This window comes from Paenibacillus xanthanilyticus (assembly GCF_042682185.1).
GTDB lineage: Bacteria > Bacillota > Bacilli > Paenibacillales > Paenibacillaceae > Paenibacillus_Z > Paenibacillus_Z xanthanilyticus.
The window spans coordinates 474,019-487,957 of the sequence record NZ_JBHUHA010000001.1; the positions used below are offsets into that span (position 1 = coordinate 474,019).

At 56.7% G+C, this 13,939-nt stretch carries 8 protein-coding genes and 1 riboswitch; of the genes, 7 read left to right on the forward strand and 1 reads right to left on the reverse strand.

Annotated elements, in window-relative coordinates; all coding sequences use genetic code 11:
* Positions 1-15 precede the first annotated feature (15 nt).
* Positions 16-1,590, reverse strand: coding sequence for a response regulator (locus tag ACFSKT_RS01945; RefSeq protein ID WP_377720122.1), 1,575 nt, complete (start codon positions 1,588-1,590; stop codon positions 16-18).
* A 306-nt stretch (positions 1,591-1,896) separates the two neighbouring features.
* Here ACFSKT_RS01945 and ACFSKT_RS01950 point away from each other — a divergent pair, with 306 nt between their 5' ends.
* The 7 genes from ACFSKT_RS01950 (at position 1,897) to ACFSKT_RS01980 (ending at position 13,422) form a co-directional block, all read left to right on the forward strand.
* On the forward strand, positions 1,897-2,781 hold the full coding sequence (locus ACFSKT_RS01950) for an ABC transporter permease (protein ID WP_377720626.1): 885 nt from the start codon (positions 1,897-1,899) through the stop codon (positions 2,779-2,781).
* A gap of 31 nt (positions 2,782-2,812) precedes the next feature.
* Entirely contained in the window at positions 2,813-3,703 is an 891-nt protein-coding gene (locus ACFSKT_RS01955; protein ID WP_377720123.1) for a carbohydrate ABC transporter permease, read from the forward strand.
* 154 nt (positions 3,704-3,857) lie between these two features.
* A complete protein-coding gene (locus ACFSKT_RS01960) occupies positions 3,858-5,510 on the forward strand; it encodes an extracellular solute-binding protein (protein WP_377720124.1) in 1,653 nt (550 codons plus the stop codon).
* Between the two features lie 72 nt (positions 5,511-5,582).
* Positions 5,583-7,655, forward strand: coding sequence for an alpha-galactosidase (locus ACFSKT_RS01965; protein ID WP_377720125.1), 2,073 nt, complete (start codon positions 5,583-5,585; stop codon positions 7,653-7,655).
* A gap of 219 nt (positions 7,656-7,874) precedes the next feature.
* Positions 7,875-8,423 (forward strand): hypothetical protein, encoded by a 549-nt coding sequence (locus tag ACFSKT_RS01970; RefSeq protein WP_377720126.1) that lies wholly within the window; start codon positions 7,875-7,877, stop codon positions 8,421-8,423.
* A 553-nt stretch (positions 8,424-8,976) separates the two neighbouring features.
* Positions 8,977-11,208, forward strand: coding sequence for a Calx-beta domain-containing protein (locus tag ACFSKT_RS01975; protein ID WP_377720127.1), 2,232 nt, complete (start codon positions 8,977-8,979; stop codon positions 11,206-11,208).
* 480 nt (positions 11,209-11,688) lie between these two features.
* Positions 11,689-13,422, forward strand: a complete 1,734-nt coding sequence (locus ACFSKT_RS01980; RefSeq protein ID WP_377720128.1) for a S41 family peptidase — start codon at positions 11,689-11,691, stop codon at positions 13,420-13,422.
* 341 nt (positions 13,423-13,763) lie between these two features.
* Positions 13,764-13,868: riboswitch (guanidine-I (ykkC/yxkD leader) on the forward strand.
* The last annotated feature ends 71 nt before the right edge of the window (positions 13,869-13,939 follow it).

Genomic DNA, 13,939 nt, shown 5'->3' on the forward strand with positions numbered 1-13,939 from the left:
AGCGATTCCTCCGAATCAACAGATTTGTTTGCGGTAGCTGTTCGGCGTCAAGCCTGTCGTCTTCTGAAACACCGAGCAGAAGTAGGAGACGTTCTCGTAGCCGACGCGCGACGAGATTTCATGGATCTTCAGCGATTTGTCGGCGAGCAGGAGGGCGGCCTGCTTCATGCGCATGTCGGTGATCACCTCGAGGATCGTCTGCCCGGTCTTCTCCTTGAAGAGCGAGCGGATGTAGTTCGGCGACAAATACACGTCACGGGCGATGTCCTCGACGGTGAGCGGCTTATGGTAGGACGACGCAATGATCGCGCGAATGCGGCGAACGACCTGCTGGTGCCGGTCTTTGTCCTTCTCCGACAGCGCCATGACGAGCCGGTGACAGACATCCCGCGCGTGCGTCTCGATGTCCGACATCGTCACGTTGTCGTTCATGATCGTCCATTCGCTATTCGTCAGCGACAATGACTGCTCCTTCACCGCCGCGCCAAAATGCTGCAGCACGCCCGATACGAGCCTGACCGCCGCCGAGCGGACGAGATGCCGATGTACGCGTCGATCGCGCAGTTCCCGGAAAAAACTCGCCACCTCGGTTTCCGTCTCTTCGGTCTGCTGATGGCCGATCGATCGGCACAGGCGCGCCTTCGTCTCCTCGATGTCGATCTCCCCGGTGACGAGCTCCGGCAGTCGATCTGCCGCTAGCAGCGATCCGGCGCCTTCGTAGAAGACGTGCTCGTAAGCCTGCCTTGCTTCGCGGAACAAGGCGAAGGCGTCCTCCAAGCGTTCGCCCGACCGCGACAGTCCCACCGTCAGCTTAATCGGAAAATCCTCGGCCAGCAGCTGCTGCAGCCGCTCCCATACGGCCTCGTCCGCCTCGTCCGTTTCCGAACGGAAGAATGCCGCGTGCGAGCCGGCTTCCCAATCGAGACAGCGCCCTTGGAAGCCGAGCGCGCGCAAATTCCGGAAGAGCGCTTCGCGCACGCTGTCTCGAAGCGGATCAAGAACGGGTCTGCCTGCTTCGGTGGCTTCTCTAATGTCATCGTCATGATCGATCGTAAGAAAAGCGGCCCGGTAAGACGAGAACTGCGGCAGACCGGCGCGATCCAGCTGGTGCAGCCGGGCCGCAAGCAGGCTTCGCTGTTCCGGCGATTCCTCGGTCATCAGCTGGCGGAGCAGCTTGTCTTTGGCCATCTCCTCGGATTGCGCGTTCAGCTTCGCTTCCTCGCACTTGACTTTCACTTTCTCCATTAACTGCGTCAGTTCTTCCAAGTCGATCGGCTTGAGCAGGTAGCCGGAGGCTTCGACCGCGAGCGCCGTCTTAATATATTGGAACTCGTCGTGACCGCTCAGGAAGACGATCTTCACCTTCTTGTCATGCTGCTTCGCGCGCTTGGCGAACTCCAGGCCGTCCATGATCGGCATGCGGACGTCGGTCAGAATAATGTCGGGGGAGAGCCGCTGCATCAGCTCGAGCGCCTCTCGGCCGTTCTTCGCCGTGCCGATGACCCGAATGCCCATGGATGCCCACGGCACATTTTCTGAGAACGCTTCCAATTCGAGCTTCTCGTCGTCCACGATCAAGATCGTATACATCCTTTAAGCAGCCTCCTCATGCCGGAATGTTGGCGGTGGTATGTTCTCTTCATTGTAGTGCGCGTGCGGTATTTCAACAATGCCCGCCGGGAAACTCCATCGGTTTGGGGCATGATTCGGCGGATGTTTGCATAGAAGGCGCCTTCTTGCCTCCCCTATAATGAGAATCAATCCAGCACGCATCACACTACATAAGGAGGGGCGGCAATGAACACAGCGGCGAACACCGCGGCGATCAGGCCGAAGAAGACGCCGTCGGAAGGCGGCAAGCCGGGCGGCATCAGCAGGCGGCTCAGGCAGCAGAAAATGCTGTGGCTGATGATCCTGCCCGCATTCGTCTGCACGTTATTATTCTCGTACGGTCCGCTGTTCGGCCTGTACATGGCATTCATCAACTACCAGCCGGGCGGTCCGTTCCTCGAATCGTTCTTCAAGAGCGAGTTCGTCGGCTTGCAGTGGTTCGAGTACTTCTTCACGAACGGCGACTTCTGGATCATCATGCGCAACACGCTCGCGCAGAGCCTGCTCAGCCTGCTGTTCGGGTTCCCGGCGCCGATCCTGCTGGCGCTGGCGATCAACGAGGTGAAGAGCGGGGCGTTCAAGAAGATTTTCCAGACCGTCTCGTATTTGCCTCACTTCATCTCCTGGGTCATCGCGGCGAACATCATCATTACGCTGCTGTCCTCGGAAGGCTTGGTCAACAAGCTGCTCATGCTGCTGCATCTGACCGACGAGCCGATCGCGTTCTTCCAGAACGGCCATTATTTCTGGTGGATCATCGCGTCGTCGAACACGTGGAAGGACATGGGCTTCAACGCGATCATGTATTTGGCCGCGATCGCCTCGATCAATCCCGAGCTGTACGAGGCGGCCAAGGTCGACGGCGCTTCCCGGCTGCGCCAAATGCTGCACGTGACGCTTCCGGCGCTCAAGCCGACGATCGTCATTCTGCTCATCCTGGCGGTCGGCGGCGTGCTGAACGCGGGCTTCGACCAGCAGTACCTGCTGCAGAACGACTTGGTGCTCCAGTATTCCGACGTCATCGATACGTACACCTACCGGTACGGCTTGCAGAACGGCATGTTCTCCTATGCGTCGGCGGTCGGACTCTTCAAATCGGTCGTCGCCTTCATCTTGGTGCTGACGGTCAATCGCATCGCGAAGAAAGTGAACGATCAATCGCTGTTCTGACGCGACATTCGGCTACGAAAGGAAGAGAAGCATGAGAAGCAGAACTTGGGGAGATGCCGTCTATTCGGGCGTCGTCTACGCCTTCTTGATCGCGGTGCTGCTGGCGACGTTCTATCCGTTCTGGAACGTGCTGGTCTTGTCGGTCAACAGCGCGTCCGATACGATTAAAGGCGGCATATACTTCTGGCCGAGGGAGTTGTCCTTCACCAGCTACCGCGAAATTTTGACGGACAACGAAATATTGCATTCCGTCGGGGTGACCGTGGCCCGCACGTTGATCGGGACGCCGCTGACGGTGATCGTCATCAGCCTGCTGGCGTATCCGCTCAGCAACCGAGAGCTCGTGCTCCGCAGGCCGGTCACCTTGTATTTCATCTTCACGATGTATTTCAGCGGCGGCTTGATTCCCTACTACATGATTCTGAAAGGCCTTAACCTGATCGATTCCTTCTGGGTGTTCATTCTGCCCGGCTTGATGAACGTCTTCTACATGATCCTGATCCGGACGTATATCGAAGGACTGCCGGGCGAGCTGGTCGAGTCGGCGAAGATCGACGGCGCGAACGACCTACATATTTACTTCCGCATCATCCTGCCGCTGACGCTGCCGGTGCTCGCGACTATCGCGCTGTTCACGGCGATCGGCCACTGGAACGCCTGGTTCGATTCGTACGTGTTCACGTACAATCCGGATCTGAAGACGCTTCAGGCGGTGCTGGTCAAAATCCTGAATCAGTACCAGACCGGCAGCATGGTATCCGACGCGCAGAAAATGGCCGACTCCGCCAAGCGGCTGGCCGTCTCGTCGGATACGATCCGAATGGCCGCGACGATGGTCGCGACGCTGCCGATCGTGCTCGTATACCCGTTCCTCCAGCGGTATTTCGTGAAAGGCATGACGCTCGGCGCCGTGAAAAGCTAATGCCGCGGCTGTCTTGGACGTCTGGAGAGGGGGGATGCCGGCCGGTCGGCTAGCGCATAGTGGAACATGAATGGACACGGGGTCAGACGCCAAAGCTTGGCTTGGACACGCCTCGCGGAGGCTCAGCACGATATGAACAGGGGGATGAAAGCACATGACGAAATTACGGGTACTATCTGCCGTGCTCTCGGTTGCGCTGGTTGGCTCGATGCTGGCCGCATGCGGCAACAACGCAGGCAAAAACGGCAATAACGCGGGAAACAGCGGCGGGAACGCGGGGACGGCCAACAACGGGGCGGCTAATGGCGGGGCAAACGAGACAACGAAGCCGTCCGAGCCGATCACGCTCACGTTCTTCGATCAGAATACGGGCGAAGCGTTCACCAATCCGGTCGCCCAAGAAATTATGAAACGGACGGGCGTGAAGGTCGAGATTCAGCAGCCGACGGGCAATCCGGCGGAAAAGCTGAACCTGATGCTGGCCAGCGGCGACCTGCCGGACATCATTCTGATGAGCCGCGGCGGCGATCTCGTCAACAAGTACATCGCGGCAGGCGCCATCATACCGCTGAACGAGCTGCTCGATAAATACGGGCCGGACGTGAAAAGCCAATACGGCGATATTTTGAAGCAAACGCGGCACACGGACGGCAAAAACTACTACCTCTCCAACTGGTACGGCCTCGATAACGATCCGGTGTTCGGGGTGCAGATGCGCAAGGACATCTTGAAGGCGCTCGCGCCGGATAAGGCCGATGGCGGCCAGCCTTTCACGACCGACGAATTCGAAGCGCTGCTGCGGAGCTACAAGGAGAAATATCCGACGGTGGACGGCAAATCGTCCATTCCACTTACGCTGAACGGCGAGAATATGGGCGCGGTGCTCGGCACGTTCAAGGGTATGTGGGGGATGAAGACGTATTTCGAGGATAACGGCACGCTGAAGTTCGACGTGAAGGACCCGAAATATCGCGAGATGATCCTGTACATGAATAAGCTCTACCGCGATGGCTTGATCGACAAAGAATGGGCCGTCAGCAAGACGCAGACGTGGGAGCAGAAGATTGCCAATGGCATCGTCTTCTCCACGCCGGCCGCCTACTGGGATCTGGGCAACGCCAACGGCGCGCTCAAGAAAGCGGGCGGCGCGGACAGCCAGCTGTTCGCGTACAAAGTGGTCGCCCCGGGCGTCGATCCGGCGAAGACGACCTTCGGTCCGCGGAGTCCGCTCGGCTGGGACGCGATCGCGATCACGAAGAACAACAAGCATCCGGAAGAAACGATGAAGTTCATCAACTACCTCGCGAGCGAAGAAGGCCAATACCTGCTCATGTGGGGACTCGAAGGCACGAATTGGGACATGAAGGACGGCAAGCACGTGCCTCGCGAGGAGCTGCTGAACGGTCTCAAGGAAGACTGGGCGGCCACGACCAAATCGACCGGCGTCCGCTACTGGACTTGGTTCGTGAAGAACGGCGCCGGTTCGGACGGCACGCCGTACGACATCGGCCGCTACAACCGCGGCGAAGTCGATCAGATGGCGATCAAGAACCTGCTCGACTCCGTCTGGGATACGTCGCCGTTCGACAACCTCGGACCGGAGGGCGGCACGCCGGAATCGCTGAACTATCAGAAGATTCAAGACATCATGAAGCAGTCGCTGACGAAAATCATCATCGCGGGCAGCGAGGCCGATGCCAATGCCGGATTCGACGCGATGCTGGCCGCGATGAAGGCGGCGGGCGACGAGAAGGTGGAAGCGGTCATTAACGACAATTACAACAAGCGCTTGGAGCTGTGGAAATAAACGAATCGGGGGCACAAGGATTTCGGCTTGGCCCCTTTTTTATTCCGATAAGCCGCAGAGGAGGAGAAGCGTATGAGCAAGAACGGGCAAAACGCGGGTGTGGGCACGGTGACGGACGAGAACTCGGTCACGGTGAACAATGGCATCGTGAGCGTCACGGTCCGTCTGACCGAGGGGACGTACGAGATAAGCTGGCGTAACGGAGACCGGATTAAGGGAGCCGAAGGGAAGGTGAAGCTGAAAGAGGCGCTGCGTGGCACGACGGACTATGTGCGGCATGAAGCGCGTATATCGGAAAGCGAGGACGCGCTTGGGCGGGGGATAACGGTAACGGTGCTGCATGAAGAGACGGGCTTTCCGTCGCTGGAACAGCAGTTTACGGTATATGAAGGAGAGCCGTATGTCTCGGTTCGGATCGCCGCGATCGGCAGCGGTGCCGAAGCGCGTACGAATTACATGGCTCCGCTCGCCGTTCAGGGCAGCAATGGCGCCGAGGTGCGCGCAGCCGGCGGGGTAGAAGAGCTGCGAGCGCTTCGCGTTCCGTTCGATAACGACAAGTGGGTGCGGTACGAGTCGACGCCGCTGCTGTCTGGCGTAGCGATCGAGAGTTATGAAGCAACCGCAATCTACGCACCGGCTTCGCGGAAGGGGCTCGTCGTAGGTTCGCTTACGCACGACACATGGAAGACGGGCATCCGCATCGCGGCCGAGGAAGGCGCTTCGAGCGGTGCGATCGCCCTCGAAGCTTTCGGCGGCGCGTCGGGCGAGCTGACGCGGGATTCCATCCCGCATGGAGAGGTTGCGGGTGATCGCGTGAATTCGCCGCTTCTCTTCATCGGATCGTACGCGGATTATCGCGACGGACTGGAAGCGTTCGCGCAGGCGAACGCGAAGCTGGAACCTGCGCTCGATTGGGCGGGCGGCGTCCCGTTCGGCTGGAACAGCTGGTCGGCGGCGGCGGATAAGCTGGATTACGACTTGTATGTATCGACGTCGGATTTTTTGCGGACGCTCCATGCGACGGGCTTCCATAACGACGGCGTCGTCTACGTCAACTTCGACTCCTTCTGGACCAGCTTGTCGGAGGATCAGCTTCAGGATGCGGTCGCCCATGTGCAGGCGAACGGCCAGAAGGCGGGCATCTATTGGACGCCGTTCACGTTCTGGGGGCATGACGCATCGCAGGCGGTCGAAGGGACGAACGGCGCCTATTCCTATGACGATCTACTGCTGCGCGATCGAGAAGGCAGCGTACTGCCGAGCCTCGACGGCGGTCTGTCCATCGATCCGACGCATCCCGGCAACCTGCTGCGAACGGAATATCACCTCGCCCGATTCGTCGATTGGGGCTTCGAATACGTGAAGCTTGATTTCCTCGGACACGGCGCCGTGGAAGGGAACCATTACGATCCAGCCATCCGTACCGGCATCCAAGCCTATCATTTCGGCATGGCGGCTATTCGCGACAGGCTCGCGCCGGAGCGGATCGGACGTCCGTTCCACATCAATCTATCGATCGCGCCGCTGTTCCCGTATCAATATGGACATAGCCGCCGCATTTCGTGCGATGCGTTCGGGTTGATCGGCGACACCGAATATATGCTGAACGCGTTGACCTACGGCTGGTGGATGAACGATGCGCTGTATCGGTACAACGATCCGGATCATACGGTGCTGTACAAGAGCTTCAATCAAGAAGCGACGGCGCACCACGAAGGGCGCAGCCGATTAACGGCCTCCGTCATCGCCGGCACGGTCATGCTGCTGGGCGACGATTACCGGAACGAAGAAGCGCGGAAGCGGGCGGAAGCCTGGCTGGCGAATGAAGACGTACTCCGACTGGCTCGTCTAGGCCGCACGTTTGCGCCGGTGGAAGGCTGTGCCAATGCAGGCGCGGCGGATGCGTTCACGCTCAGGACCGCCGAAGGCGATTCCAGCGTCTTGTATGTTGCCGTGTTCAACTATGATCAGGATGCAATGGCGGAGAGTACGGTGTCGTTCGAGCGGCTGGGGCTGACGGACAAGACGGGGAACTATCGGGTTCGCGAGCTATGGTCCGGCGAGGAATGGATCGCGGCAGACGAGCTGCGCTTGTCCCTGGAAGCGATGGAAGCGAAGCTGGTGCGGATCGAGTTCGACAAGTAGGGAGGGTTTAGGGGCAAGGATCGGCTCAGAGGGTGTCTCGAAAGTCATCGCAAGATGGCGCCGGGACACTCTCTTTTTTTCTTGAGGCGACATGGTTTAATTCTACTATTCTCAACGCCGAATCCTATTCAGACAGAGGAAGTCATGCTATAAGTGTAAGTGAGCGCTGTAACGGGCTATTTATTCATCCGCCAAATGCTATAATAAGGGGCAAATGAAATGAGAAAAGCGATCTACCTCTTGGTGTTAGGACTTGTGGTTATGACGGTAGCTGCCTGTTCAGAAAAGGTTCAAGAAGGCGGGCCGAGCCAACTGGAGACCTATGTTACTTCACTTGAAGAGTTAACAGCTAAAGCTAGCGATATCGTCGAAGTGGAAATACTGGATCAACAGGAGACGATCGAATACGGGGGCGTTGTATTCACCGTTTCCTCGGCGAAGGTGATCTCAACGCAAAAAGGTCCCTTAGCTTCTGGGGCGATCATGAACGTGCTGGAAACGGGCGGGGTCATGTCCAACGGCCAAGAATTTAAATTCAACGGGATTCCGGTCGCCAAGAAAAAGGAGAAATTATTCCTATTCCTCGAAACTTATCAAGGACCCATTACGCAAGATGCCTACGTTCCAATTGGCGCCTATCAAGGGAAGTTCAAAGTCGAGAATGACAAGGTCATTCAGCTGACGCCATCGGAGGAGAAATTGAAAGATTACAAACCGGTCAAAAAAGAAGACTTTAAAATAATAATCAAGGAAATAATAGTAAAATAGCACGTCGCTGCAAATGAGCATCGACCACTCGGATGACCTGGAGGAGCAGCGTCCGTAAGGTCATTTTTTGTGCAGCGTAAATTTTTGTTAAACCTGTTGCGCTTTTCGAAAAGTATGCCATAATAGATACAAAACGTATCATTTTCTTGCTCACCTCGCAATTTACCCGTGGTTTATGATTGTTCTCGCTTGTCTCCCGCCGCTACGTGCCCATCTAGCAGATCACAGCTATTCCCAACGCTTTTTTCATTTGCTTGGTCCTCGATTTGTGCTCGCATGACTGCATGATCCCTCTTGATTCGCGTGACCTTCGATTGATCAATACCCGCACTATGCCCTAAATCTTCCTCCATCCCTTCTATATCTACGTCCTTAGCAAGTGCCAAACACTCGCATACCCGACATGTTTCATCGATCAGTCTGATCGATCCATCCCAATGGTTCAGCGCCGTCCCTATGAAAGGAGGTGGTATTTGTTCCGAGCACCTATTACGATTTCCGCGCTGCTGTCGTTGTGTTTATTTTTAACGAAATGAATGGAGGAGCTTGACTCATGCATCGGTTACCCCTGCTTCAACCTCGCGGAAGGTTCATCCGCAAACTCAGCACCGCCATGCTGGCGGCATCGCTTGTCCTGCCGGCATTCGCCTCGGCGGCGAACGCAGACGAGACGAACGGTCACATCTCGTTCGCGTACGGCGACTATGAGACGTTCGAAAATAACGGTTCCGTGGCCGTCACGATTACTCGCTCCGGCGGTGCCTCGGGCGAAGTGACCGTGGATTTCTGGGCGGAGAGCGGATCGGCTGCGGCTTATGATGATTTTTACCCGGCTGCCCAGACGATCACCTTCGCGGACGGCGAGACAAGCAAGACGGTATACGTGGATCTTGTCGATGACGGCGTGCCGGAGGACTATGAAGGATTCTCCGTCTATCTGGGCAATCCGACCGGCGGCGCGACGACCAATGAGGACGAGTACGCGTATATCAGCATTCAGGATGACGACAACTGGCTCCCTGACGGACCGGGCGTGCTCTCTTTCCAATCCGGCGCCTATACGGTCAACGAGAATGACGGCAATGTCAGAGTCGAAGTCGTGCGCACGGAGGGTTCGAACGGTTATGTCACCGTCAACTATACAACCCGAGGCGGCACGGCCGTTACGGACCAAGACTTCACCGAGACGATGGGTACGCTGACCTTCCAGACCGGAGAGGCCTATGCGTATATTGACATCCCGATCCATAACGATATCCGTTTCGAAAATCCGGAAACGTTCACCATCGAATTGTATGACGCGACCGGCGATGCCGGAATCGGAGGCGGCACGACGACGGTCACGATCAACAGCGAAGATCCGGACGTGCCTTATAATCCGGGCGTGTTCGAATTTGCCGTAGCGGAGACGCAAGTAAACGAGAACACGCCGGATGGCGGCGTATGGTTCGATATTACGCGGACGAACGGCTCGGACGGCTATGTCGAGCTCGATGTGACCTACAATAACGGAACGGCCAATAACGGCTGGGACTTTGAAGGGTACAACGAGACAGTCGTGTTCCTGCCGGGCGAAACGACCAAAACCGTGTCCGCTTCGATTTATGATGATTGGGATTCCGAGGGCAACGAATATTTCACCGCGACGCTAAGCAACCCGACTAACGACGCGACTCTCGGCGAGAAAGCGACAACGAAAATCCGCATTATGGACGACGAGCCGTATACGCCGAAATATGGGTCCTTCGAAGTGCGTCAGATTGACTCGAAGTTCCGCGAAGATGGCGGGCAACTGTATGTGAACGTCTTCCGTAACGGCGGCGCGGATAGCTACGCGACGGTCAACTACACGATCACCGGCGGCACAGCGGCTGGGCAGGCGACCGAAGGCTCCGACTACGAGGGCACGAGCGGGACGCTTGTTTTCCCGCAGGACGAAACGTTGCAGAACATCTACATTCCGATTCACGACGACCAGCGTTTTGAAGGCGACGAGAAGCTGACGATCACGCTCTCGAACCCGACGGGCGGCGCGACGATCGAAGCGGGAGGACCTGTGACTCGCACGATCGAGGACAATGACCCGCAGCCGGAGCATCCGGGCGAGCTGCAATTCGAAGGAGCCGAGTATAGCGTGAGCGAGGGGGATGGCTTCATCGACATCACCGTGCAGCGCGATAACGGCATTGACGGCGAAGTCGCGGTCGATTACGAGGTGGAGAACGGCAGCGCGATCGGCGGGGAGGATTTCGAGACGGTGAGAGGCACGTTGGTGTTCGGTCCCGAGCTTCGCTACAAATCGATTCGGATCCCGATTCATAACGATGCCGCGACTGAAGGAGACGAAGTATTCGCCGTGCACCTCATGAATACGAGCGGTGGCGCAACGCTTGGCCAGCAAGCTTCGGCTCTCGTGTCCATCCTCGACAACGACGCGCCGGTACCTAGTCTGATTCAAGTCGAGAAAGCAGGCGTCGACGCGAAAGAAGAAAGCGGCACGGTGAAAATCAACGTCGTCCGCACGGGCAACACGGCTGCCGCGGCAGCCGTCAACTACCGGACGGAGAACCTGATCGCGAAGGGCGGTCTGGATTATGTCGCCGCATCCGGTACGCTGCATTTTGCGCCGGGCGAGACTGCGAAGACCATCACCATTACGCTGAAAGACGATAAGCTGATCGAATACGTGGAGAATTTCCTCCTCGTCCTGTCCGGGCCGTCCGAAGGCGCGACGCTCGGCGAATCCAAAGCCTATGTTTATATTACGGAACGGGACTTCTATTAATCGCGTCGCCGCGATAGAGCCGTGACTTAACCGAGTTGGAACCCCGTCTGATCACCATTGACTGACGACAAACGTGCCGTTTTCCGGGGGGAATAGGCATGTTGTCCAACTGCACAGACCAGCTTCGACGTTCGCGTTGAAGCTGGTTTTGTTGTGAATTGGGACGCGAATGAAGGGGGGGAATCGATAAAGAGGCTAGGGTGCCACGGTCCGCGATATCTCGATAAAAGTCGTCCATCTACGATAATTAATGACATGAAACGATAGAGAGAGGATTCATGCTCAGATGTTATTAATGGCGTTAATTACCTGCCATTCATGACGCGAAAGAAGCGGTATTTAACAGTATTAATTATTCGAGTTGCGCGTGTAATGGAGTTTCCGCTTGCCATTGTCAGTCGGGAGACCGATGATTAAAGCGCCGTAATCCGTATAATCAGGAACAGATTGGATTTACGCGAAGGCGAGAGGAGATCCGATGTGACGACTATTTGGGGATTGGCCGACTCCGTGAAGTGGCTGACTGGTTACCAGGCCGCGATGATGTTGATCTGTCTACTGACGCTCGGCACGAACGCGTTCTCGAATCGTTCGCGCTGGCGGGTACTGGATTTCGTACCGCTTGCCGGATTACTGGCGGCGCTGCTCAGCTATGCGAGCGGGGATGCCACGCTGCCGTCGCTGGTTTTGTACGGGTTGACGATCCTTTTGTTTCTGTGCACGATGCGTCGGTTGTGGAAGCGCCCCTACGTCAACGCCAACGATGCGGCAGCTATGCAAAAGCAAAAACGTCGTATTTGGTCATTCCTGCGATTAATCGGCGCTCTTTGCGCCGTTCTGCTCCTCCTCCTCGTCCTTGCCGCAGCCGGGGAAATGCGTTTCAACGCGAAATCTGACTTTAGCCGGTTAACCTATTCGGTTGCTTTCGATCAGCTGCATGATCGATTAAAGCGGGAGTATCCGTTCGGGGAATGGAAGGGAATCGATTGGGACGCGATGCAGGCCGAATACGAGCCGCGTTTTGCCGAAGCCGAGCGATTAAAGGATTCCAAACGTTATTATCTTGCGCTTCGCGAATATTTGCACGAATATCGGGACGGCCATATCGAAATCGAAAATGACGAACTGCTTAAGAACAACCAATTCTTTCGGGAAGAGGCGGGAGGCGGATTGGGCATTAGCGCGCTGCAGTTGGACGACGGCTCCGTGCGCGTACGTCTTTTGTTGAAAGGCAGCGAAGCCGAACGCGCCGGTATCCGGCTGGGCGCGGAGCTGCTCAAGTGGAACGGCGAACCGGCCAAGGACGTCTACGCGCGCGCGGCATGGAGCGACATTCCGCCGTCTACGACCGACGTGCTGCGGGAGAATCAAGGGCGATTCATGACTCGGGCCGCAATCGGCCAGACCGTCGAAGTCGAGTACCGCAATATAGGCGATTCAACCCCGCGCATCGCCACGCTTACAGCATACGATGACGGCTATGAGACCTTGAAGCAGACGCGAAAGAAGCTGACGCCGGACGATCTCGCGAAGCCGTCGATCGAATGGCGCATGCTGGATAACGGATATGGTTACGTGAGGGTGAAATATTTTCTCGCTACGGACCGCTATCCGAAGCCATGGAAGCTGCTGGAGCAAGCGCTTCAGGATTTTCGTGAAGGGGAGGCGAGGGGCGTCATACTCGATCTGCGGAACAATCCAGGCGGAGATGACGAACTTGCGGCGAGAGTGGCCGGCTATTTTGCGGATGTACCCGATCATTACGAGACCGTGAGTTATTACAATCGCCACACAGGCTCGTTCGCTGTGAACCGCATGGAGTCGATCCGTATCGAACCGGCGGACGATTCCTATGACGGCAAACTCGGGATCCTGATTAATAGCAGGACGGCAAGCTCCGCCGAGGGGGTGCCGATGGCACTGAAAGGGCGGTCGAACGTCGTCATTGTCGGTTATACGGCCACCTCGGGGTCCTTCGGCGTCCTGTCGAGACCGATCCGGATCGTCATGCCCGGCGGGTACGAGCTGGTATTCCCTGACGGCAGATCGCTTGACGAGCGGGGGACGATTCAGCTGGAGAGCAACGGAGACGGCAGCGGAGGCGTTGCGCCGGATATTCGAATTCCGCTGGACGCGGACACCTTCGCAGAAAGCTACGTGCAAGGGCGGGACGTAGAGCTTGAAACGGCGATCCGGGCGCTCGAAGCGCGTTGAACCCTGTTGGATGCGTTGAACGCATCCAGACCGATCAAAACGCATCGATTCCCGTTGAGCTGCTTTCATTCTACGGCATTTGAACCTTGATTCACACAGATCCACAACCGCTGCCTAACCAATACCTTTTTAACGAACCCTCGATAATTCGAGGGTTTATTTGCGTTTGACTCCCGCAAGGAGTTGTATCGACCGGCCCCTCATGTCAGCTATAACTACATTAATGCGCACGAAACGAAAAATTAACGCTTGAATTCCGAAAAAAGTATGTTATATTAACTAACATGAATATTTAACCAGCCCGAATGCTTGTAAGCTTTCCTCATTCGGCCAACTGCATAATCATTGTTTTCTAGGGTTCCGCGGTCATTATTTGGCCGGTCAGGTCCGAGAGAAGACGCACGGCTTCGCGGCTGTGTCCACGGAGGGATAAAAGCCCGGGAGGATATGTTACATATCTTCCCGCGGCTTTTTTCTTTTTTCAAGAGTGGTGAATACGCGGGCGCAGGACACGGTA